15 protein-coding genes and 3 pseudogenes are annotated in these 21,819 nt (G+C 69.0%); 10 read left to right on the top strand and 8 right to left on the bottom strand.

From position 1 onward, the window contains the following. Nucleotides 1-35: 35 nt before the first annotated feature. Complete coding sequence (locus ABZX79_RS24790; RefSeq protein ID WP_355261668.1) at nucleotides 36-578, top strand: MOSC domain-containing protein; 543 nt, start codon at nucleotides 36-38, stop codon at nucleotides 576-578. 8 nt (nucleotides 579-586) lie between these two features. Here ABZX79_RS24790 and ABZX79_RS24785 read toward each other — a convergent pair whose 3' ends face one another. From ABZX79_RS24785 to ABZX79_RS24775, 3 genes are all read right to left on the bottom strand, one after another. Then, nucleotides 587-1,957, bottom strand: coding sequence for a tannase/feruloyl esterase family alpha/beta hydrolase (locus tag ABZX79_RS24785; RefSeq protein WP_355261665.1), 1,371 nt, complete (start codon nucleotides 1,955-1,957; stop codon nucleotides 587-589). Nucleotides 1,958-2,752: 795 nt separating this feature from the next. Then, nucleotides 2,753-3,556, bottom strand: coding sequence for a hypothetical protein (locus tag ABZX79_RS24780; RefSeq protein WP_355261662.1), 804 nt, complete (start codon nucleotides 3,554-3,556; stop codon nucleotides 2,753-2,755). Nucleotides 3,557-3,649: 93 nt separating this feature from the next. Next, nucleotides 3,650-3,892: a hypothetical protein gene (locus tag ABZX79_RS24775; RefSeq protein WP_355261879.1), complete on the bottom strand. Its 243-nt coding sequence runs from the start codon at nucleotides 3,890-3,892 to the stop codon at nucleotides 3,650-3,652. A 155-nt stretch (nucleotides 3,893-4,047) separates the two neighbouring features. Here ABZX79_RS24775 and ABZX79_RS24770 point away from each other — a divergent pair, with 155 nt between their 5' ends. Continuing rightward, nucleotides 4,048-4,953 (top strand): oxygenase MpaB family protein, encoded by a 906-nt coding sequence (locus tag ABZX79_RS24770; RefSeq protein ID WP_355261660.1) that lies wholly within the window; start codon nucleotides 4,048-4,050, stop codon nucleotides 4,951-4,953. Nucleotides 4,954-4,979: 26 nt separating this feature from the next. Here the strand turns inward: ABZX79_RS24770 and ABZX79_RS24765 are convergent, their stop codons facing one another. Further along, a complete protein-coding gene (locus ABZX79_RS24765; protein WP_355261657.1) occupies nucleotides 4,980-5,579 on the bottom strand; it encodes a class I SAM-dependent methyltransferase in 600 nt (199 codons plus the stop codon). Between the two features lie 168 nt (nucleotides 5,580-5,747). Between ABZX79_RS24765 and ABZX79_RS24760 the strand changes: the two genes are divergently transcribed. The 7 genes from ABZX79_RS24760 to ABZX79_RS24730 all read left to right on the top strand — a co-directional run bounded on the left by ABZX79_RS24760 (nucleotide 5,748) and on the right by ABZX79_RS24730 (nucleotide 12,209). Continuing rightward, the gene (locus tag ABZX79_RS24760) at nucleotides 5,748-6,521 is read left to right on the top strand and encodes an MHYT domain-containing protein (RefSeq protein ID WP_355261654.1); all 774 of its coding nucleotides are present in this window, start codon (nucleotides 5,748-5,750) and stop codon (nucleotides 6,519-6,521) included. 67 nt (nucleotides 6,522-6,588) lie between these two features. After that, nucleotides 6,589-9,135 carry a nitrate- and nitrite sensing domain-containing protein gene (locus ABZX79_RS24755; protein ID WP_355261651.1) on the top strand — a complete coding sequence of 849 codons (2,547 nt, stop codon included), beginning with the start codon at nucleotides 6,589-6,591 and terminating at the stop codon, nucleotides 9,133-9,135. Beyond that, nucleotides 9,132-9,575 carry a roadblock/LC7 domain-containing protein gene (locus ABZX79_RS24750; RefSeq protein ID WP_355261648.1) on the top strand — a complete coding sequence of 148 codons (444 nt, stop codon included), beginning with the start codon at nucleotides 9,132-9,134 and terminating at the stop codon, nucleotides 9,573-9,575. The genes ABZX79_RS24755 and ABZX79_RS24750 overlap by 4 nt, the downstream gene beginning before the upstream one ends. Nucleotides 9,576-9,607: 32 nt before the next feature. Beyond that, the gene (locus tag ABZX79_RS24745; protein ID WP_355261645.1) at nucleotides 9,608-10,027 is read left to right on the top strand and encodes a DUF742 domain-containing protein; all 420 of its coding nucleotides are present in this window, start codon (nucleotides 9,608-9,610) and stop codon (nucleotides 10,025-10,027) included. Nucleotides 10,028-10,097: 70 nt separating this feature from the next. Then, nucleotides 10,098-10,703: an ATP/GTP-binding protein gene (locus ABZX79_RS24740; protein ID WP_355261642.1), complete on the top strand. Its 606-nt coding sequence runs from the start codon at nucleotides 10,098-10,100 to the stop codon at nucleotides 10,701-10,703. Nucleotides 10,704-10,796: 93 nt separating this feature from the next. Next, nucleotides 10,797-11,210, top strand: a complete 414-nt coding sequence (locus tag ABZX79_RS24735; RefSeq protein WP_355261639.1) for a roadblock/LC7 domain-containing protein — start codon at nucleotides 10,797-10,799, stop codon at nucleotides 11,208-11,210. A 108-nt stretch (nucleotides 11,211-11,318) separates the two neighbouring features. Continuing rightward, a complete protein-coding gene (locus tag ABZX79_RS24730; protein WP_355261636.1) occupies nucleotides 11,319-12,209 on the top strand; it encodes a DUF6397 family protein in 891 nt (296 codons plus the stop codon). A gap of 145 nt (nucleotides 12,210-12,354) precedes the next feature. On the opposite strand, the gene ABZX79_RS24725 is transcribed toward ABZX79_RS24730, so the two are convergent. From ABZX79_RS24725 to ABZX79_RS24710, 4 genes and pseudogenes are all read right to left on the bottom strand, one after another. Further along, complete coding sequence (locus ABZX79_RS24725; RefSeq protein ID WP_355261633.1) at nucleotides 12,355-12,960, bottom strand: hypothetical protein; 606 nt, start codon at nucleotides 12,958-12,960, stop codon at nucleotides 12,355-12,357. Between the two features lie 182 nt (nucleotides 12,961-13,142). Further along, nucleotides 13,143-13,244 (bottom strand): annotated as a pseudogene (locus ABZX79_RS24720) (transposase); the annotation flags it as partial. A 513-nt stretch (nucleotides 13,245-13,757) separates the two neighbouring features. Continuing rightward, nucleotides 13,758-14,990, bottom strand: coding sequence for a phospholipase D-like domain-containing protein (locus ABZX79_RS24715; protein ID WP_355261630.1), 1,233 nt, complete (start codon nucleotides 14,988-14,990; stop codon nucleotides 13,758-13,760). A 139-nt stretch (nucleotides 14,991-15,129) separates the two neighbouring features. Then, a pseudogene (locus ABZX79_RS24710) lies at nucleotides 15,130-15,510 on the bottom strand (class I SAM-dependent methyltransferase); the annotation flags it as partial. Between the two features lie 480 nt (nucleotides 15,511-15,990). On the opposite strand from ABZX79_RS24710, the pseudogene ABZX79_RS24705 reads away from it, so the two are divergent. Further along, nucleotides 15,991-21,797: pseudogene (locus ABZX79_RS24705) on the top strand (DNRLRE domain-containing protein); the annotation flags it as partial. Nucleotides 21,798-21,819: the final 22 nt, after the last annotated feature.

Genomic DNA, 21,819 nt, shown 5'->3' with positions numbered 1-21,819 from the left:
TCAAGTACCGGCACGGACGAGGGGAGCTCCGCACCATGGGCGGCACAGTTACGGCGGTCAGCAGCAACGGCGAGTACGCGTTCACCAAGCCGAACCGCGACAGCATCACACTGCTGGCAGGGCTCGGCGTGGAAGGCGACGTGCACGCGGGGACGACGGTAAAGCACCGTTCCCGGGTCGCGCAGGACCCCACCCAGCCGAACCTGCGCCAGGTGCACCTCATACACGCGGAACTTTTCGGTGACCTGCTCCAGGAGGGTTTCACCGTCGAGCCGGGCCAGCTCGGCGAGAACATCACCACCAGCGGAATCGACCTTCTCGGGCTCCCCGAAGGCACCCTCCTGCACATCGGTGAGGAAGCGGTGGTCGAAGTAACCGGCCTGCGCAACCCGTGCCTGCAGATCGACGCCTTCCAGGACGGTCTCCTCAAGCAGGTCGTCGGCCGGGACGCGGCGGGCAGCATCGTGCGCAAGGCCGGGATCATGAGCGTCGTCAGGGCGGGCGGGGTGGTACGGCCCGGCGACCGGATCGAAGCCGTACTGCCGGCACAGCCGCACCGCCCCCTGGAGCGCGTCTGAGCCCCGGCTCAGCCCAGTGCGCAGGAGTTGACCACATCACCGCTCGCGGGCCTGGGGATCGTCCGGTCCGTGGGCGGGGCGCTGCCGTCCTCCACCCACGCCGCGAGCGCCGTGAACGCGGAGCGATAGCAAGGCAGGACCGGCCGCAGCCGCTGCGGATACGTGTCGTAGAGCGAGTCGACATGGGTGCCGCCCTCGACGGTGTAGTAGCGGTGCAGCCGGTCGCGACCCCGTCCTGCCACCATCCGCTCGTACACGTCGGAGTCGGTGGCGATCGGCAGCAGCGTGTCCAGATCACCGTGCAACGTGATCAGCGGTTTGCCGATCCGCCCCGTCAGCGCGACCCGCCCAACGGCCCGGTGTACGGCGTCGGGGCGCGCGGCGTAGTCGTACTCCGCGTCCGACGCACAGGGCGCAAGGATCTCCGGCAGCGTCGTACCGGCCGATGACCCTGGGCAGGCCGGGTCGTACGACGGATCGAACTCGGCGCGGTAGATCTTCTGGGTCAGCCCCCAGTACGCCTTCTCGTGGTACGGCCACAGGAACCGCGACCCCGGCGCGAAGCCCGCCTTCAGAAGATCCTCGTCCTCTGCCCGGCCCAGGCTCCGGGCGACGGCGACCGGCAGGGAGCCCAAAAGCCCCCCGCCGTCGGCGGTCCACAGAGCGCCCTCCCAGTCCACCCCGCCGTCGTAGAGCCCGGGATGGTTCTCGAGCTGCCAGCGGGTCAGATAGCCGCCGTTGGAGATGCCCGTCATGTACGTCCGGCGGGGCGCGTGCCCGTACCACCGCGCGACGGTCCTGCGAGCCGCACGCGTCAGCTCCGTGGTACGCCGGTTCCACTCCGCCACCGCGTCGCCGGGCCTTTTGCCGTCCGTGAAGAAGTCGGGGCCACTGTTCCCCTTGTCGGTCGCCGCGTACGCGTAGCCCTGAGCGAGCACCTGGTCGGAGATGAGGGCGTCGGTCGCGTACTGCTTGCGCGTGCCGGGCGCACCCGTGACGACAAGACCGCCGTTCCAGCGATCGGGCATCCGGATGACGAACTGGGCGTCGTGCCGCCACCCGTGGGTGGCGTTGAAGCGCGAATCATCGGGGAAGTAGCCGTCGATCTGCAGGCCCGGCACCCCGGAAGGGTTCTTGGTGCCCTTCGCGGACAGCCCCACCTGATCGGCGGTGTCGGTGTACGCCGTGCCGGCCAGCCCCGTGGTGGTCAAGTCCGGCAGACAGGCCACGCGTTGACGTTCCGCTCCCGGCACGGCCGGACGGTCCTTCCCCGCGCAGGAACCGGACGCGGGAGCAGGGGCTGCCGCGCCGGCGGAGCCGACGGTGGTCAGCACCATGAGAAGTGCGGCGACGAGCGGGACGCCTCTGGACGGGCGCATGGGAAACCTCCGGGTTCGCTGCGGGAAGAAGGGCGCAGCGCCACATCGTGCTGTGGCAGCGCCCGGTCCGGCCATGGGCCCGGCCCACACGGCGCGGGGCCCCCACATGGGTGCCGTCCACGAAACCGCCTGCCCGTAGATCAGTTCGCTGTGACGATGGCCGCATGAAGACCGGAAAGGGGGCCTCACGATCCTTCTCCCGGCTGGCTGAGTGCTCACTTCGACTCCCTGCCGTTCCCCTCCCGTAGGGGCGCTCTGGCCCGGTACGGCCGGGCACTGGCCCCGGACGCATACGCGGCACCGCACTCCACGCTCGACGCCGGGGACCCCGAGGAACGCCACACGGCCCTGTTCCTCGCCGTCGCGTGCCGCGCGACATCGACACCGTCTCCCGGGCCCTCGCAGACCCCCTCCTGCGCCGCCGTGCGCTCTCCGCCGCCATTCGCCTGCCGCTCCACGAACAGGCCCTGACCGCACTCGCACTGCACGACACCAGCGTCGTACGCCACGAGACGTATCGCGTGCTCAGGTCCGGACGTCGCACCGCACTCGCCGATTCGCTGATGCGGTCAGTGCGCGAGCGCCACGGCGGTCCAGAAGCGGCCCGGCTCGTTCCACCTCGATGCCCAGCGCCCGGACTGCTCGGCTGCGGCCCTCGACGTTTCACGCCTCCTGCGTGGCCACGGATCGGGAGCGGCCGGACAACTCGCCCTGGCCCTGGTGTGCGCAGCGGGGCGTACGACGGCCTGGCAGCATCGATCCGGGGATACGTGTACTGAGCGGCAGGGGCGGCCCTCAGGCAGGCCGTACGGCCATCTTGTCTAGGGCCTCCAGCAGACTGGGCAGCTCGGGACCCCGGCCGACCGGAAGAACCTCGCCCGGTTCCTCGTCCAACAGCACAAAAGCGATGTCGTCGGTCCTGGCCACAACGGACCAGCCGGGACCGTCGGCGCGCAGCGTGCGGGCGTCGCCTGACGCGAAGGTCGAGCGCACCCGTCCGGGCGGCGGTGGGGCGTCGACATAGCCGTGCAGCTCCTTGATCACACGCCGCACACCGGAATGCGGCTTGTCACCCGGAGCCACGAAAGTCTCCTCGTCGTCGATCTGCTCGCGCCAGGTCGCCCACTGGAGCGCGATCTCGTCGGCACCGAGCCGCCGCTGGGCGGGCCCCCATCCGTCGGTGTCGGGCGGCGCGAGAGGCGACGGCCCGCTCGCGCCGTCAGGTCCGTTCTCGGGAAGGGGGTCGTGCGGTTCCGGTATGCCGGGAGCGGCCACCGCGAGCGCGAGCGGCCAGCCCGGCAGACCGGCGACGACTGTGCGCTCGTCGGGCGACAGGTCGTACTCCATACCGCAGTCCCAGGACGCGATGGCGACCGCCACCAGCGACACGTCGTCGATCACGACGGTCCACCGTGCGCCCGTGCCGTCCTGGCCGAGCACCAGCCCGTACCCGTCGGCGTACGGTTCCAGACCGAGCGCCGCACAGGCCTCGGGATAGTCGTCACCGAGCACGCTCGGGAACTGCGCGGGCGTCAGCAGCACCGCGGTCAGCACGAACAGTGCGTCCTCGGCGTCCTCGGCAGTGTCCGGCCCGGTCACGGCGCCCTCCTCATCCCATCGGATCGGTTGTCGGCGCACCCTAACCAGTGAGTAACCCCGTCGTCGAGGTCCACGGGGCGAAAGAACGCGACGTCACGCTGCCGGGAGACCGAGGAGGCCACGGGCCACGCTGTGCGGTGACTCGCCGCGCTCCCGCGCCAGCGCGATGACCGCCCGGCAGGCCAGTTCATTGACACCGAAGGAGAGCGCCTCCGGCGAGACCCAGCCGGCCGCCTCCTCGATACGGGACTCGTCGTCCTCCGCGCACGCGGACACGTAGGCCGCGGCGGCCTCGAAGATGTTGTGCTGCCGCGTTTGTGGGTGTGCCCGCGGCACACCGCCCGGACGCGGCCCGAAGAGCTTCCGGAGTCTGTCCCATACGCTGTCCGACACGTGGGCCACCTTCCCCCTGAGTGGTTCGATCACGGATCCTTCATGTGTGCACTCCCAACGTAGAGTTGGACGCCGGGCGACAGAAGGGGGACGGTGCGTTGAAGCGTTACGACCGGCTGCGGGAGATCCAGCGGCTGGACCCGGAGAAGGACTTCCTGACGATCTACCGGCTCACCGCGACGTACGAGTTCCCCTGGGACTACACACGTGCACTGGAACTGGCCCTCTATCGCACGTACGCGGTGCCCAGCATCGGCCGCCTCCTTGCCGAAACGGCAGAGCTGACGGACCGCTCCCAGAAGCGCTACGACGACACCGCGCTGCTCCTGGACACCGTCGTGGAGCACGGCTTCGACACCGAGGACGGCCGCACCGCCATCCGCCGCATCAACCAGATGCACCGCAGCTACGAGATCAGCAACGAGGACATGCGCTACGTGCTGTGCACGTTCGTCGTCATGCCGAAGCGCTGGATCGACTCCTACGGCTGGCGACGGCTGTCCGACCACGAACTCCGGGCGTCTTCCGCGTACTACCTGCACCTCGGCACGCACATGGGTATCAAGGACATTCCGCAGTCCTTCGAGGAGTTCGAGCGCTGTCTCGACACGTACGAGGCCGAGCAGTTCGGCTGGGACGAGGGGGCGCGTAAGGTCTCGGACGCGACGCTCGCGCTCATGGCGTCCTGGTATCCGCGCCCCCTCGCACCGCTGGTGCGCGGCGCGAGCCTCGCGCTCCTCGACGACGCGCTCCTGCGAGCCTTCCGCTACGACACCCCGGCGCCCGTCGCGCGGGCGCTGGTCAGGGGAGCCCTGCGGCTGCGCGCCCGCGCCGTGCGCCTGCTGCCACCGCGCAGCAGGCCGCACTACGCACGGCAGAATCCCGAGATCAAGGGCTATCCCGGCGGCTACACGGTCGCGAACCTGGGGACGTTCCCGACTCCCGGCACGGGTGGGTGCCCGGTTCCGCACGCGGAGCGCCCGGCGGCGGCCGCCACCGAGTGACCTGATCGGGCGGCACGGTTCCCGGCTCAGTCCTGGCGGACGGCCAGCGCCAGGAACCGGTCGTTCTCGTCGGCGTACGACGTCATCCGCCACCCCGAACCAGCCAGCAGCGGCCGGAGGTTGGGCTCGGCCCGCAGATCGTCCGGGGTGATCTGCCGGCCCTGGCGGGCCGCGAGGGCAGCGCGGCCGACGGGATGGAACAGCGCCAGCAGACCGCCGGGCCGCACCACTCTGGCCAGTTCGCGCAGATTGTCCGCCGGTCGCGGGAGATGAGCGATCAGCCCGGCCGCGAACACGGCGTCGAGGGCGCCCGTCCGTACAGGCAGCCGGGCGACATCGGCTACCAGCAGCCGCGCCGCGCGATGGCGGCCCGCGTGCACCGCCGCCTCCAGCATCGCCGGCGTCACGTCGGCACCCAGCACCGAGCCCTTCGGGCCCACGGCGTCACGCAGGAACGGCAGTGCGCGCCCGGTGCCGCAGCCCGCGTCGAGCACGGCGTCACCCGCCCGCAGCCCGAGGGCCGCCACCGCGGCGGCGTAGGCCGGTCCGTCGTCCGGGAAACGGGCGTCCCAGTCCGCGGCCCGAGCCGTGAAGAACTCCTGAACGTGCGTGTGGTCATCGGCCATACGCACATCGTCCCCCAGATTCTTCGAAACTCCGGCGACTCCCAAGCATGTGCGGTGCGCATGTTCGAGCGCGGTCCGGTCGTTCGGAAGCGTATCTCTGTCATATTCCGGCAGCTTTCGAAATGCGCTCCCAGTGTGCGCCCCCTTCGGGACTAGCGTCCCTGGGCCATGGGACACCTGGACCACGCCACCTTCGGCTGGCTGACACCCGTGCTGTCGTACGCGATGGCCGCCATCGGCGCCGCCCTCGCCCTGCGCTGCACCGTACGAGCGCTGGGAGCGAGCGGACGTTCCCGCCGCAATTGGCTGATCACGGCCGCGTCCGCCCTCGGCACCGGCATCTGGACGATGCACTTCGTCGCGATGCTCGGTTTCGGCGTCACCGGAACCGAAATCCACTACAACGTGCCACTGACCGTCCTCAGCCTGATCGTCGCGATGCTCGTCGTCGGCGCCGGCGTGTTCGCCGTCGGCTACGGCCGCGACCGCGGCAGGGCGCTGCTCCTCGGCGGCCTCACCACGGGCCTTGGCGTGGCGAGCATGCACTACCTCGGCATGGCCGCACTGCGCCTCAACGGCACCGTCTCCTACGACCCGCTGCTCGTCGGCCTGTCCGTCGCCATCGCGGTCGTCGCCGCGACCGCCGCACTGTGGGCAGCGCTGAACATCAAATCGCCGGTTGCTGTCGCCGTCGCCTCTCTCGTCATGGGAGTGGCGGTCAGCAGCATGCACTACACGGGAATGGCCGCCGTCAGCGTGCGGGTCAGTCCATCGGGCAGCGAACTCCCCGGAGCCACGGCCATGCAGTTCATCTTCCCCCTTGCCGTGGGCCTGGGGTCGTACCTCTTCCTCACCGCCGCCTTCGTCGCCCTCTCACCCACGGCGCGTGAGCGCGCCGCCTACGCCTCCGCGGAGCGGCTGACGGAAACGGCCGTTCCCTAGAACAGCGCCGGCCGCCCGCCGTACCGCACCACTCAGGCAGCAGACCCGAATCCGGAACGAGGAGGCCATGCGCAAACCCCGCAGGACCCCGGGCGCAGAAACACCAACCCGGTCCGCGCCGCCGACGCGTGGACGGCGGGCGCACGCAGGTCCCCCCGCCCACGAGAACACCGACGCGCCTCTCCGGCGGGAACCACGCGCCGGCACCCGAGAGCGCCCCGCAGCCGCCCCACGGGAACGGTGGCGGCTGCGCCCGAGAACGGTACGGGCGAAGATCGTCTCGCTGCTGATGGTGCCCGTCGTCTCACTGCTCGCACTCTGGGCCTTCGCCACCGTCACCACGGCACAGGACGTGGCCCGACAGCAGCAGCTCCAACGCGTCGACGAAGAGGTACGCATACCCGTCACCACCACCGTCGCCGAACTCCAGGCCGAACGCCGCGCCGCCGTCCGCTACCTCGCGTCCCCCGACGACGACCGCGCGGACGCACTGGAACAGCAGGCCAAACGCACCGACAGCGCGGCCGACGCACTCCGGCTCGACGACGAGCACACCGTCGCCGACGGCGCGGACCTCCCGGACACAGTGGCGACCAGGCTCCGCACCTTCGTATCCGGCACGGACGGACTGACCACCCTGCGCACCGGCGTCCTGGACCGCACCGCCGACTGGGACAAGACGTACGAGCAGTACACCCGGACCATCCAGGACGCGTTCGCCGTCACAGGCGCGCTCACCGGCATCCAGGACGCCCGCCTCGGATCCGACGCACGCGTCCTGCTCGAATTCGCCCGGGCCGGCGAAATGCTGGCACGCGAGGACGCGTTGCTCTCCTCCGCGCAGCTCAGCCGCACCTTCGACGTACGGCGCCAACGGCTGTTCGCCGGAGCGGCACAGACTCGCAGGACCCTGACCGAATCCTCGGTTGTCGACCTGCCGGACTCCGAGCGCGATGCCTGGCGCGCACTCACCGGCAAGAGCGCGTACGACGACGTACTCGCCGCCGAGGACAAGGTGATCACCGCGCAGCCCGGCAAGAAGGCCGCCCAAGCCGTCACCGCGGCCAAGTGGGAGCCCGCGCACACCGCCGTACAGCGCTCCGTGCGCGCCATCGAGACGCAGGCCGACAGGAACGCCGCAGACCGCGCCGCCCCACTCGCCCGCGGCGTGCTCACGCCCGCGGGAGCCGCCGTGCTCCTGGGACTCGCGGCTGTGGCGGCCTCCCTCGTCATCTCCGTACGGATCGGCCGCGGACTCGTCGTCGAACTCATCAGCCTGCGCAACGGCGCCCTGGAGATCGCCCGGCGCAAGCTGCCCCACGCCATGGACAGGCTCCGCGCCGGGGAAGAGATCGACATCCACACGGAAGCTCCCCCGGGACCGCCCGCCGACGACGAGATCGGCCAGGTCGGCGAAGCCCTCGCCACCGTGCACCGCGCAGCTGTCAGCGCCGCCGTGGAACGCGCCGAACTGGCCAGCGGCGTGTCAGGGATCTTCGTCAACCTCGCCAGGCGCAGCCAGGTCCTCGTCCACCGCCAGCTCAACCTGCTCGACAGCATGGAACGCCGCGCGGACGACCCGGGCGAACTCGGTGACCTCTTCCGCCTCGACCACCTCACCACCCGGATGCGCAGGCACGCGGAAAGCCTGATCATCCTGTCCGGAGCGGCTCCCGGCCGCGCCTGGCGCATGCCCGTACCGCTGACCAATGTCGTACGCGCCGCCGTGTCCGAAATCGAGGACTACGCGCGCGTGGAGGTACGCCACCTGCCCGAAGCGGCCGTCGCGGGCAGCGCCGTCGCCGACCTCACGCACCTCCTTGCCGAACTTGTCGAGAACGCCGCCCAGTTCTCGCCGCCGCACACCAAGGTGCGCGTCACCGGTGAGCCCGTCGGCAACGGCTACGCCCTGGAGATCGAGGACCGCGGACTCGGCATGGGCAAGGAGTCCCTGTCCGAGGCGAACCGGAGGATCGAACAGTCCGAAGCGCTGGACCTCTTCGACAGCGACAGGCTCGGCCTCTTCGTGGTCAGCCGACTCGCCGCCCGGCACAACATCAAAGTCCACCTGCGCACCTCGCCGTACGGCGGGACAACAGCTGTCGTCCTCCTGCCCGTTCCGCTGCTCCAGAGCGCCGTCACCAAGGGAGAAGGCGCACAGCGGACAGCGGTCCGCGCGCAACGCCAGGACGGCCCGCCGAAGAGCGATGAAACCGCACCACCGTCCGGGCCCGCTCTCGTGCCCGGACCACGCCCTTCCCGTACGAACGCCACCGCCTTCGCCGCGCAGGCGCCGCGCCCGGCTCTCGCGGCCCAGCCGCCGCCGAAGGAACGGTCGCAGCAGCCCGCGGGGGTCACCGCTCTGCGACCGCACAACCGCACCGCGGAACCGGGCGGTCGCGGGAACGACGAAGGCGGGCTCCCGCGAAGGGTCCGGCAGGCCAGCCTCGTTCCGCAACTGCGCGAAGCACCCGCACCACCCGACCCGCCCACTCCGCCGCCGGGGGCCTCCTCCGGCGGAGCCGCACAAGGGCGTACCCCGGAACAGGCGAGGGACCGCATGACGGCCTACCGCAGCGGATGGACCCGCGGCAGAGAAGGAGACCACGAATGATCGAGCACGAGAGGGCCAGCACCGCCCACGGTTCGGGATCCGGCGAACTCGACTGGCTGCTCGACGACCTGGTGAGCAGGGTGGGCGACGTGCGGCACGCGGTCGTGCTGTCGAACGACGGCCTGGCCGTCGGCGCGTCGAGCGCGCTGAACCGCGAGGACGCCGAGCACCTGGCGGCCGTCGCATCCGGCTTCCACAGCCTGGCCAAGGGCGCGGGACGCCACTTCCGCGTCGGTGACGTACGCCAGACGCTGGTGGAGATGGACGACGGCTTCCTGTTCGTCGCCGCGGCCGGCGACGGTTCCTGCCTCGCCGTCCTGAGCTCCGCCACGGCGGACATCGGCCTGATCGCCTACGAAATGGCCCGGCTGGTCAAGCGGGTGGGCGAGCACCTGTACACGCCGCCACGCTTCTCCGCGCAGCCACCGGCCGCGGGCTGACCGTACGACCGCACAGAAGGCGGGCACCGCACATGACCGAGGGCAGGGACACCGACATCGACCCCACCCATCAGGGCAGCCACTGGTACGACGCCGAAGCAGGCCCCCTGGTACGCCCGTACGCGATGACCGGCGGCAGGACCGAACCGGGGCCCAGCGGGGCACGGTTCGACTTCATCGCGCTCGTCGACCTCGCCGAGAACGCGCCGGGCAGCGCCGAGGAGTCGCTGCTCGGCCCAGAACACCGCGCCCTGGTGGCGCTGTGCCGCCTGGAGACCCAGTCCGTCGCCGAACTGTCGGCCGGCGCCGACCTGCCGGTCGGCGTGGTCCGCGTACTCCTCGGGGACCTCCTCGAATCCGGCTACGTCAAGGTCAGCAGGCCGGTACCGCCCGCGCAGCTGCCCGACGAGCGGATCCTGAAAGAGGTGATCGAGGGCCTGAGAGCGCTCTAGCGCTGATTGCCCCGACCGTCCCGCTGCCCCGACTGCCGCCGACTACCCAGTCTCCTGAGAGAAGTGATCGATGGGCTACGAGCGCTCTGACGACGAGGCCGACCAGACGGCCGCCCTCGCGTTGAAAATTCTGGTTGCCGGCGGCTTCGGCGTCGGTAAGACCACCCTTGTCGGCGCCGTCAGCGAGATCCGCCCGCTGCGTACCGAGGAACAGCTCAGCGAGGCCGGTCAGACGGTCGACGACACCGGAGGCGTCGACCAGAAGACCACCACGACCGTCGCCATGGACTTCGGCCGCATCACCATCCGGTCCGGACTGTCGCTGTATCTGTTCGGTACGCCGGGACAGGACCGGTTCTGGTTCCTGTGGGACGAACTGTCCCAGGGCGCCCTGGGCGCCGTTGTCCTCGCGGACACCCGCCGCCTGGAGGACTGTTTCCCGGCCGTGGACTACTTCGAGCACCGCCACATCCCCTTCGTCGTGGCGGTCAACTGCTTCGCCGGGTCACGGACCTACGGCGCGCACGACGTATCGCGTGCTCTCGACCTCGACCGGGGGACACCGGTGGTGCTCTGTGACGCGAGGGACCGCGATTCGGGAAAGGAAGTTCTGGTACGTCTCGTCGAGTACGCGGGAAGGATGCATACCGCCCGGCTGCTCGACACCGTCGGCTGACCCCGGAACACGTGCTTGCCGCGACGACGTCAGTGGGGAAGGGTTGACCTCGATCAGGGCAACGGGGAACAAATTAACGGGGAGGGCCGCGACATGGCGCTGAACAAAGGACTTGACTGGCTTCTGGACGACCTGACCAACCGGGTCGAGCACGTGCGGCACGCACTCGTGCTGTCCAACGACGGCCTGGTGACCGGGGCGAGTACGCGGCTGGCACGGGAGGACGCAGAGCATCTGGCCGCAGTGTCGTCCGGACTGCACAGCCTCGCGAAGGGGTCGGGCCGGCACTTCCGGGCCGGGAAAGTCCGTCAGACGATGGTCGAGTTCGACGAGGGGGTCCTCTTCGTCATGGCGGCGGGCGACGGTAGCTGTCTGTGCGTGCTGAGCGCCGCCGAAGCCGACATCGGGCAGATCGCGTACGAGATGACTCTGCTCGTCAACCGCGTCGGTGAGCACCTCGGCGTTGCCGCTAGGCAGCCGGGAACTGCCACCGGAACCGAGTTCTGACCTGCGCGTACTCGCCCGGCCGGAAAGTTATCCACAGGCCGGGCGGGTGGCGGGCCATCCAGGCTACGGTCGTCACCGAGAGTATTCGCATCTCACGGGGAGACGATCATGGCCGTACAAGAAGCACACCGCGCCGCCGTCGTGACGCAGGCCGGCAAGCCGCTGTCCGCAGCACGGGCCACCCAGGAACTGGGGCTGAAGCGCAGCGAGTTCGACCTCGCCGTCCTGCTCGGCCATATCCGCACCACGGTTGACGCCGACGGCAGCCACCGCCGGGTTGCCCGCGAGGAGATCGACAGGCTCCGGGCGGCGGACCGGAATCAGGAAACCCTGCGTGAGCGGGTACGGACGGTAGGCACCACCGAGGGCGCGCAGTTGATGGGCGTCAGCGCCGTCCGGTTCGGCAAGCTCGCCCGCGCTGGGTACCTCACGCCGGTCAAGTTCTACTTGAACCGCTACCGGGCGGTCGTCTGGCTGTATCTCGCCGAAGAGCTGCAGGAGTTCGCCACTCGCGAGCCGGGTCTGCTCACCGGCAGGTCCCCGCAGAGGATGCGCGCCGTGCTCGACGCGGGGGAGGACCGACGGGCTCGCAACTGGCGGGGGCGACGACTCGGCCTGCTGACGCGGCAGACCGAGGACCCGTGGGAGCAGGCGGCGGTCACCAGTTCCGCGCTCGACCCCGTCCAGCTCGCGGAGGTCGTCGACGACCCCTACGAGCGCGCCTACCTCAACAAGCTCAGGCCAGGGCTTGTGGGGCGCCACGGTGAATCACCCGCCGCCCGCGAGGCCATGGACCGGCTGCTGCCGGCCGACGACCCGGACGAGATCCTCTGGCAGCGGGTGAGCCTCGCTCTGCTCCTCGACGAGGCGCGCGACCACCGTCCCGCTCCACGCCCGGAGACCAGTCGCCCTCTGCCTCTCCCTCTCCCGGAAACCTCCCGGGGGCTGCGCGCATGGCTGCGCCGCAGGAAGGTGCCCCGCGACCCGGCGCCGTCGTGACGGTCACGCGATTCGACGGTGGGGGCGTACGAAGGCCCGGTGAGCCGGCCCGGGTGGGCGAAGAACCTGGGCTGGCCACATTTGAGCAGAACTGATGCCCGGCGTGTGTGCTGTTTGCTAACGGCTGCGTCTCAGTGAGGTTGCGCTACTGCTCAGTGGCGTTCCTGTCGCGGGCCCCGGGGCGTTGGTGGGGCATGGAAGGTTCCCACGGTGAGATCGCTTCGGGGTTGTCGGCGTGTGTGTACTGGCTGGATGCGCCGGTGCATGGCGGTGACGACTGCGTGTTGTGTGCGCTGCTGCGGCAGGCAGACAGCCCGGGCCGGGGGAGTGGCGACTCGGTGGTGGGGCACGCCGGGCCGCAGCCGGACAGCTCCGCATCCGCGTTCGTCTGGCCGGTGGGGGAAGCGGCACTGGGGCGAGGACGGGCGGTGATGCTGTGCGCGGCGGTGATCACGGTCGTGTGGGCGATGGTGGCTGTGGCGGAGAACTGAGCCGGCAGGCCATGGCAGGCCAGGCGGTGCAGCGGCTGCGGTCCATCTTGCATCAGGCGGTGGATCTGCCCTATGGCCTCCTCCAGCTGGCTCCGGCGCAGCTCACGCCCGGTCGGCTCGGCCTTGCGCCACTTGTAGAACCACGACTCACTCACGCCCAGCGCGTGGCAGGAGACGGTGTGCGGGATGTTGTGCTCGGTCCTCTGGTCGCTGATCACCCCGGCCACGACGGCCGGGTCCGCCGCAGCTACTTCACCCACAGGACCATGCAGCGGTTGAGGACATCACGCTCCATGGACACGTCCTTATTATCCTTCTTCAGCTGCGTGTTCTCCCGCCGCAGCCGGGCCAGTTCCTCGGCCTCGCTCTCGCCCCGGCCACCGTTGCCGGCCTGCTTGGCCCGCGAGACTCAACTCGCCAGCGTGGTCTCGTTGATGGAGACTCAACTCGCCAGCGTGGTCTCGTTGATGCCCAGGTCCTGTGCGACCTCGGGGATCGGCTTCCCGGTCTCCGTCACGATCCGTACAGCCCCCTCACGGAACTCAGGCTTGAACGCCCGTCACTTCTCCGCCATGACTCTCAACTTCCCCTGCAGTCACGGACTCCACGCTACGAGGGGAACCTCAGGCTGCCCTTCCTGGTGCGAGCAACGCACTGCAATTCGTTTGCATCTCCGCTGGGATTGACCCACAGGCAACCGCGAACACGACGAGCTGTCGTGGCTCCATAACGCTACTCCGTTCGCTTCCACTCGTATCAGAAGTGCGCGGACAGGCACGCGGAGCAGCCTTGCCCCATCCCCGAGCTGAAGGCCCTGTCACTCTGTTCTGTCCTCAGTGCGGGTGCACAAGTGGCCCGTCGGACACGCCTCGCACCCCTTCTCGTCGACGGCACCGGACGCCAAGGCTGCGGCGAACAGCTTCCTGGCGTGCGCACTCCCGTTCACTGCCTCGTGCCGGCCGTAGGCCTCAACATGCTGAACGCGATCAAGACCGAGTAGCGGTACGGAAACGAGGATGGGCCGGGCTCCCGAACGGGGCCCGGCCCATCCGTTGTCTCAGGTGCCCGCGCAGTAGCTCATCAGCTTCGCGTGATTGGCCTTGTACTGGTCGTAGAGCGCCGCGTTGTCGATCTTCAGCAGCGTCTCGTCGTTCTGCCGCAGGGCCTGCCAGGAGTAATTGTGGCTGCCGGTCCAGACGATCTTCTTGCCGGCGACACCGTCGTACTTGCCGTTGACGATCAGGTACTTGGAGTGCTGCCCGATGTTGCCGGTGCGCCCGGCGGGCGGGTTCTCCCAGCACTGAACGCGCTGGGTGAGCTGTCCGTAGAGGATGTCCTCGACGGTCTTGCCCATGGAGTTGACCCCGGGGCCGCCGCCGTTCGGGTCGGCGTCGTGGGCCAGGATGACAGAGCAGCCCGCGTCGACCATCTGGACCATCTTGGTGGCGATGTGGTCGCGGTAGAAGAGGTTGGCCGCGATCCGCACCTCGGAGCCCGCCGCGCAGTCGACGTTGTCGAGGATCAGCTTGATCGTGTCGGTGGAGGGGTCGGTCTTGTAGGTGGTTCCGGACGTCTCTTTGCGCGGGAAGAAGTACGCCTTGTACGCCGGGTTGGTGGTGCTGATCGGCGTCTTGTAGTAGTGGCTCAGGCCCGGTCCGGCGGCGTGCGTGACATGGTCGGCGAAGTACTCCTGGTAGATGTCGTAGAGGCCCTTGTCGACGATCGTCACGGCGTTGTTGAAGAGGTTGGTGCGCTGGATGCCCGACATATTGGCCGAGGTCTGCACCACCACGTTGTCCGCCCCTCCCGTGTGGGAGAAGGTGAAGAACTTGTTGTGGTTGATCGCGGTGTCACTGGCGCCGAGCACCCGGGTGCCTATGCAGCCCCGGTCCTTGCCGCAGTCCAGGACCCAGGACGGCTTGGTGCGGTCGGTGCCGAGCCAGGCGACGAGGTTCTCGTACTCGCCGTGCTCGGTCACGGTCTCGGACGACTTGTGGTCAAGGATCACCTGCACGGAGACGCCGCGCCCGTTGGCCGCGACGAGCGCTTCCCGGACGGGGTTGTCGGTGAAGGTGTACATCGACACGCGGATCGAGCTGCCCGCGGGGGCGCCGTCGATCAGCGAAACGAGATAGTCGCGGATCCGGTCCTGATCAGCGACGGTGCCCGACGGGTCGTTGAAGATGGTGCCCGTTGTGACGGTGACCGCGGCGGCCGGGGTGGGAACGGCGACGACGGACATAAGGGCGACAACCAGGCCCAGTAGCCAGGTTCTGCGATGGCGGTGCACACCGACCTCCAGTACAAATATAAATAGCGCGCGCATGACAAATCGGGCGGCCGCGCTGGATATGCGAAGGCGGAGCCGCCGGGGGGGGGGACTGCTCCCCGGCGGCTCCGCCGAGCCGAGCCCGAACCGCGAAGATATATCAGCGCGTGAGCGGCTCATTCCACGTGCGGGCACGCAGCGGCATTCTCGACTCGCCCGTCTCCGGCGTCTTCACGGCCACGACCTGGTTGACGCCGATCCTGTTGCGCTCGAAGGAGATGGCGGACGCCGCCATGTGGAGCCGCCAGATACGGGCGCGGCCGGGCGAGGTGAGGCGCTTGGCCTCGGCCCAGTGGGCCTCCAGGTTCGCCACCCACCGGCGCAGGGTGAGGGCGTAGTGATCGCGGATGGCCTCGATGTCCCGGACCTCGAACCCGGCGTCTTCGAGAGTGGCGGTGGTACGGCCGACCGGCGCGAGCTCGCCGTCGGGGAAGACGTACGCGTCGATGAACTCGTCGACGCGGTAGGCGCCCTCCTCCTGGTTACCCCCTGAAAGATCAGGGCGCCGGTCAGCGCGGTCACCGCGGCCGCAGCCGTGCCCCATATCCGATGCCGCTTCACGCAGCCCCACCCCTCGCTTCACTGTCCTGCGGGCCGATGCCGTCGCCGGCTACACCGGCTTCACAGGTTCTGCCAGAACGTACATCGGATGCCGACAGCACTGTCATGCGAAACTAAATAGTGGGTTTTAGTTAAGGAAAGTGGGGCACATAAACTAGTTTGACGGCTAGTCAGTGATGCAGCTCACGTCACACCCCTGGGCGACGCTGCCGCCATTGGATGCTTGCGTGTTACTTTCGGCCCTTTTCCTCCTCGATACCTTCATATCGACACCACATATGTGGTGCGAACATGAAGACATCGAGGAACGATGACGGTTCACATACCCGCGCATCACGAGCGCGGGCGACCATGGTCGGGCAGGAGCCTGCGCTACATTGCGGGCAGTCTGGCTCTGGCTCTGGCAGTCACCCTGGTCGACGGCGCGAGTACGGCGATCGCTGCTTCACCGCAGGCTCCCAAGGCGCCGAAGAAGGTGGCGGCCACTCAAGCGGCGGACATCCCCTCCGCGCGTGTCGCTGCCCGCTTGTCCGGCAAGCGCGTCGAGGCACTGTCGGAACGCACGGAGACGTCCACGACTTGGGCCAACAAGGACGGTTCGCTCACCACTGAGCTCACTGCCGGTCCCATCCGGTTCGAGGACGATGCCACCGGTCAGTGGCGGGACGTGGACCTTGATCTGGTCAGCGGTTCTGACGGTTCGTCGAGCCCAAGGCGCACCCGCGCGGTCTGAAAATCGCGGGGAAGTCCGGCCGCCGGGCCTCCTCGCTGGAGTCGGCGCAAGCCTCCAAGGCCACGGATCTGGTGACGCTCGGCGAGGGCGACCAGCAGATCACCCTGCAGTGGAAGGGCGGGCTGCCCGCGCCGGAACTGGACGGTACGCGGGCCGAGTACACCAACGCCGTTCCCGGTGCGAACTTGGTCGTCGAGGCGACCCGCACCGGGTTCGAGCAGTACGTCGAGATCAAGAAGAAGCCGGCCACCGGCGCCTACACCTACACCCTGCCGTTGAAGGCCAAGGGCCTGAAGGCCAAGCAGCAGGCCGACGGCAGCGTGCTGTTCACCGACAGGAAGAACAAAAAGCAGGCGCTCATGCCTGCGCCGGTGATGTGGGACGCCACCGTCGACAAACGCTCCGGTGAGCACACTCGCCGTGTGCCGGTCGCGATGAAGGTCGTCACCAAGGGCTCCTCGGTCGACCTGGTGATCACTCCGAGTGCGAAGTTCCTCGCCGACCCGGCCACCAAGTACCCGGTGACAGTGGATCCCTCCACCTCATCACTGTCGAACGTGTTCGACACCTACGTGCAGCAGGGCGAGACCGTCGACTGGTCGGCCGACACCGAGCTGGACCTGGGCAACCCCGGCACGAAGAACGCCGACGGCACGCCCCGTACCGCGCAGTCCTTCATCTCGTGGAACACCTCACCGATCCAGGACGCCCTGGTGTCGGACGCCAAACTGTCACTGTGGAATTTCCACTCCGGCAACAACACGGACTGCAAGGCCTATCCGTGGGAGGTCTGGTCCTCAGGGGCGGCTTCCACTTCCAGCCGGTGGACGAACCGGCCCACGATGACGGCGAAGAAGGCCACCTCCACCGAGACGCGCGGTAACACCTCGTGCACCACCCAGCCCGACGGGTGGATCAACGCTAACGTCACTACGCTGGTGCAGGAGTGGGCTTCCGCGAAGGCCACGCGCGGTCACATGGGGCTTCGGGCCGCCGACGAGAGCGTGCTGGCGCAGTGGAAGCGGGTCAACTCCGCTAACGCCGCGTCCAACCCGCCCAAGCTGGTCGTGACCTACAACTACCGGCCCCGCACCGGCACGAAGCAGGAAGCCGGTCCGCCGTACTTCTCCTACGGCGGGGCCTACACTGTCAACACCGCCACCCCCACGCTGCGCGACACATTCGTCGACGCCAACGGTGACAAGGTCAACGGCACCTTCCAGATCGTCGACAGCACCGACACGCAGGTCGGTAACGTCCTCGTCTCCAAGTACGTGCCCTCCGGGCAGGTCGCTTCGGTGACCGTGCCGGCCGGGGTGCTGACCAACGGCAAGACGTACAAGTTCCGGACCTCGCCCTACGATGGCAGCCACTACAACGTCGGCTGGTCGGCATACAAAACCTTCACCGTCGACACGACGGCGCCGTCCGCCCCGACTGGGATCACGTCGACGGACTACCCGTCGACCGCCTGGGTCAAGGGCGCGGGCAAGGCCGGGGTGTTCGACGTGACGCCGCCGGCCGGGGACCACAACTGGCTCGAGTGGTCTCTGGATGGGGTGACCTGGACCAAGGTCGCCACGGGCGGCACATCTGGCACGAAGGCGATATCGGTCACCCCTCCCAAGGACGGCACCCACACGCTGCAGGTGCGGGCCATCGACAAGGCGGACAACAAGTCCGAGGCCCGCGAGTACACCTTCCACGCCGGACCCGGCGGCTTCGTCCAGCCCACCGAGGGCGAGCGGACCGCGCGCCGTCTGCCGTTGGCCGCCGAGGCCGACGGCAGCAAGTACGACAAGGTGTCGTTCTCCTGGCGGCGTTCGGAGGCCGATGCCTGGGTGAAGATCCCCACAGGGGATGTCAACTCCGGCGGCACCCCGGTGGCAGCCTGGCCGGTGCCGCTTACCGGCGGGAAGAACGCCCCGCTGGTCTGGAACACCACCGACACGGTCAATCCGGATGGAACGGTTCAGATCAAGGCCGACTTCACCGGCCCCGACTCAGCGGCCGGTTCCACCCAGCCGCTGACCGTGGTCGTCGACCGCAACGCGAGCGGCGCCGCGAGCGACGAGGTGGGCCCCGGCTCGGTGAACCTGCTGACGGGCGACTACACCCTGTCGGCCACCGACGCCTCGGCGCTGGGGCTGTCGGTCTCCCGCACGGCCTCCTCGCGCGACCCGAAGAAGGGCGGGGCCCAGGAGGGCCAGGCGGCGATCTTCGGTCAGGAATGGGTGTCGGGCACCGTCGCCGAGGCGACCGAGTCGGACTACTCCCACCTGCGCAAGGTCTCCGACACCGCGGTGGACATCGTGTTGTCCGAGGGCGAGGCGATCCACTTCACCGCCAACTCCGCCAAGAACGGCTGGATTCCGGAGCCCGGTTCCGAGGACCTGACCCTCACCGGCAGCGTGAGCGGCGAATTCACGCTCACCGACACCGATGGCATGGTTACCGAGTTCACCAAGCCCGACCCGGCCGTGGCCACCTGGCAGGTCTCCAGCACCCTGCTGGACGGCCTGGCCAACTCCACCACCACGGTGGTCTCCGAGACTGTGACCGTGGACGGCAAGAAGCTCTCTCGGCCCAAGCGGGTCATCGCGCCGACCTCCGCCACCAGCGCCGCCACCTGCACCGCGACGCCGACGACCAAGGGGTGCCGGGCGCTGGAGTTCGTGTATGCGGCCTCCATCACGGCCACCGACTCCGCCGTCGGCGACTTCACCGGCCAGGTGAAGGAGATCCGGATGTGGTCCACCGAGCCCGGTGCCACCGCGGCAACGGCCAAGGCAGTACAGAGCTACGCCTACGACACCGACGGCCGACTGCGCCAGACGTGGAACCCGCAGATCAGCCCGGCGCTGAAGACCGCCTACAGCTACGACACGGCGGGCCGTGTCACCGGGCAGACCCCGCCCGGTGAGCTGCCCTGGACGTTCACCTACGGCAAGGCCGGCAACGCGGCCACCGCCGGTGAGGGCATGCTGTTGAAGGCATCGCGTTCCGGCCTGGAGCAGGGCACGGCGGATGTCGAGGAAGGCACCGCCTCCACCTCGGTCGTCTATGACGTGCCGCTGACGGGCGCCAACGCCCCCTACGCGCTGAGCGCCGCCAATGTGAAGGACTGGGGCCAGACGGACGCGCCGACCGACGCGGCCGCGGTCTTCCCCGCTGACGCCGTGCCGACCTCCCACTCCGGCGAGGCGATGACGGCTTCCTCCTACACCCGCGCCAACGTCACCTACCTGGGCGCCTCCGGGCGCTCGGTCAACACTGCGACGCCCGGCGGGCACATCACCACCAGCGAGTACGACCGCTTCGGCAACACGGTGCGCGAGGTGTCGGCCGCCAATCGGGCCCTCGCCCTGGGCGTGACGGCGAAGGACAAGGCGGCCCAGGCCGACCTGGGCATCGCTCAGCTGCCCTCGGCCGAGCGCGCCGGCCTTCTGTCCACCACCTCGCTCTACAACGAGACCGGTACCCGGGAAACGGAGGAGCTCGGGCCGCTGCACCGGATCGACCTGACCACCGACCTGAAGTCCAGCACCACCACCCTGGTGGCGGCCGGCACCTCGGTCACCGCCCGGTCCTGGACGGTCAACGAGTACGACGCGGGCCGTCCCACCGACGGGACCGCGACGGTCAAGGACCAGCTGACCAAGGCCACCACCGGTGCCCAGGTGCGTGAGCACCCCGGCGTCCAGGGCGAGACCCGCGTAGTGCAGACCGCCTATGACTGGGCCAAGGGCCTGCCCACCCAGACGGTCAAGGACCCGGGCGGTCTGGCGATCACCGAGACCACCCAGTACGACGCCCAAGGCCGCATCATCAAGCAGCAGCTGCCCGGTGCCACCGGCACCGACGCGGGCACAAGGGTGACCACCTACTGGTCGGCGACCGGCACAGGCGCTTGCAACGGCCGACCGGAATGGGCCGATCTGCTGTGCACGACCGGACCGGCCGGTGCGATCACGGGCGGCGGCAGCAACCCGGCGAACCTGCCCACCACCACCACCGAGTACGACTGGTGGGGCAACACCGCCAAGGCCAGCGACACCGCCAACGGCACCACCCGCACCACGACCACCACCTACGACAGTGCCGGCCGCGTCACCAAGGTGGCACTCACCGGCGGTGTCGGCCAGGCCGTGCCCGAATCGACCACCACGTACGACCCGGCCAACGGCCAGGCGGTCAAGGTAACTTCGACGACCGGCGGCACGATCACCAAGGCGTACGACAAGCTCGGCCGCCAGATCTCCTACACCGACGCCAACGATGGCGTCACCACCACCCAGTACGACCTGCTCGATCGCCCGGTCAAGGTCAGCGACAACGTGCCCTCCTCGGTCACCCTCGGCTACGACCACGCAGCCGAACCCCGCGGTCTGGTCACCAAGAGCACCGACTCCGTGGCTGGCGCCTTCCAGGCCACCTACGACGCCGACGGCTCACTGACAAGCGAGAAGCTGCCCGGTGGCTACACCCTCACGCAGAATGAGGACACCACCGGCTCGGCCACCGAGCGCACCTACACCCGCGACAGCGACAACACCATCGTCGCGTCCGACACCATCACCGCATCCGCCCACGGGCAGGTCACCAGCCACGCCGGCTGGTCCGACCAGAACTACCGCTACGACTCCACCGGTCGGTTGACCAGCGTCGAAGACACCGCGGACACCATCTGTACACGCCGCACCTACGTCTTCGACAACCGCACCAACCGCAAGAGCCTGAACACCGCCCCCGGCGCCCCCGGCGCCGACTGCCCCACCAGCGGCGGCACCACCGCCACCCACACGTATGACAGCGCCGATCGTCTCGTCGACACCGGCTACACCTACGACGCCTTCGGCCGTACCACGACACTGCCCGGTCACGGAACCTTCGGCTACTACGCCAACGATCTCGCGTATCAGCAGACCGCAGACGGCCGACGCCAGACTTGGCAGCTCGACTCCGCGCTGCGCTTCCGCTCCTGGAAGACCGAAACCGGCAGCGGTTCTACCTGGAGTCAGACCGGATCCAAGCTCAACCACTACGACAGCGATGACGACAACCCTCGCTGGATCGTTGAGGACACCGCCACTGGCGATCTGTCCCGCAACGTCGAGTCCACCTCCGGCGACATCGCCGCGGTAACCGGTAAGTCCGGCGGGACGGTGCTGCAGCTGACGAACGTCCACGGAGACGTCACGCTCCAACTTCCGCTGGACGGCACAGCGCCCACCGTGCTGGACTCGGACGAGTACGGCAACCCGCGCGCAGGACAGGAAGCCACCCGCTACAGCTGGTTGGGCGCCAAGCAGCGATCAGGTGACACGCTCACCGGCCTCACCCTGATGGGCGTACGCCTGTATGACTCCACCACTGGCCGCTTCCTTTCCAGCGACCCGGTATTCGGTGGAAGTGCAAACGCGTACGAATATGCGATGGGCGACCCCATCAACAAGTGGGACCTCGACGGACGCGTCTGGGGCGTCCTCCTCCGGG

Origin of the sequence: Streptomyces sp. NPDC002994, from assembly GCF_040611155.1 — a bacterium.
GTDB lineage: Bacteria > Actinomycetota > Actinomycetes > Streptomycetales > Streptomycetaceae > Streptomyces.
Note: the sequence above shows the minus strand (reverse complement) of the source record. Positions and strands in the feature narration are given on the sequence as shown.

What these genes read in the sequence shown, in the direction of transcription:
- ABZX79_RS24750 (WP_355261648.1), top strand. Translation starts at nt 9,132, where the DNA reads ATGATCGAGCACGAGAGGGCCAGCACCGCCCACGGTTCGGGATCCGGC.
- ABZX79_RS24790 (WP_355261668.1), top strand. Translation starts at nt 36, where the DNA reads ATGGGCGGCACAGTTACGGCGGTCAGCAGCAACGGCGAGTACGCGTTC.
- ABZX79_RS24760 (WP_355261654.1), top strand. Translation starts at nt 5,748, where the DNA reads ATGGGACACCTGGACCACGCCACCTTCGGCTGGCTGACACCCGTGCTG.
- ABZX79_RS24735 (WP_355261639.1), top strand. Translation starts at nt 10,797, where the DNA reads ATGGCGCTGAACAAAGGACTTGACTGGCTTCTGGACGACCTGACCAAC.
- ABZX79_RS24745 (WP_355261645.1), top strand. Translation starts at nt 9,608, where the DNA reads ATGACCGAGGGCAGGGACACCGACATCGACCCCACCCATCAGGGCAGC.
- ABZX79_RS24755 (WP_355261651.1), top strand. Translation starts at nt 6,589, where the DNA reads ATGCGCAAACCCCGCAGGACCCCGGGCGCAGAAACACCAACCCGGTCC.
- ABZX79_RS24730 (WP_355261636.1), top strand. Translation starts at nt 11,319, where the DNA reads ATGGCCGTACAAGAAGCACACCGCGCCGCCGTCGTGACGCAGGCCGGC.
- ABZX79_RS24785 (WP_355261665.1), bottom strand. Translation starts at nt 1,957, where the DNA reads ATGCGCCCGTCCAGAGGCGTCCCGCTCGTCGCCGCACTTCTCATGGTG.
- ABZX79_RS24740 (WP_355261642.1), top strand. Translation starts at nt 10,098, where the DNA reads ATGGGCTACGAGCGCTCTGACGACGAGGCCGACCAGACGGCCGCCCTC.
- ABZX79_RS24765 (WP_355261657.1), bottom strand. Translation starts at nt 5,579, where the DNA reads ATGGCCGATGACCACACGCACGTTCAGGAGTTCTTCACGGCTCGGGCC.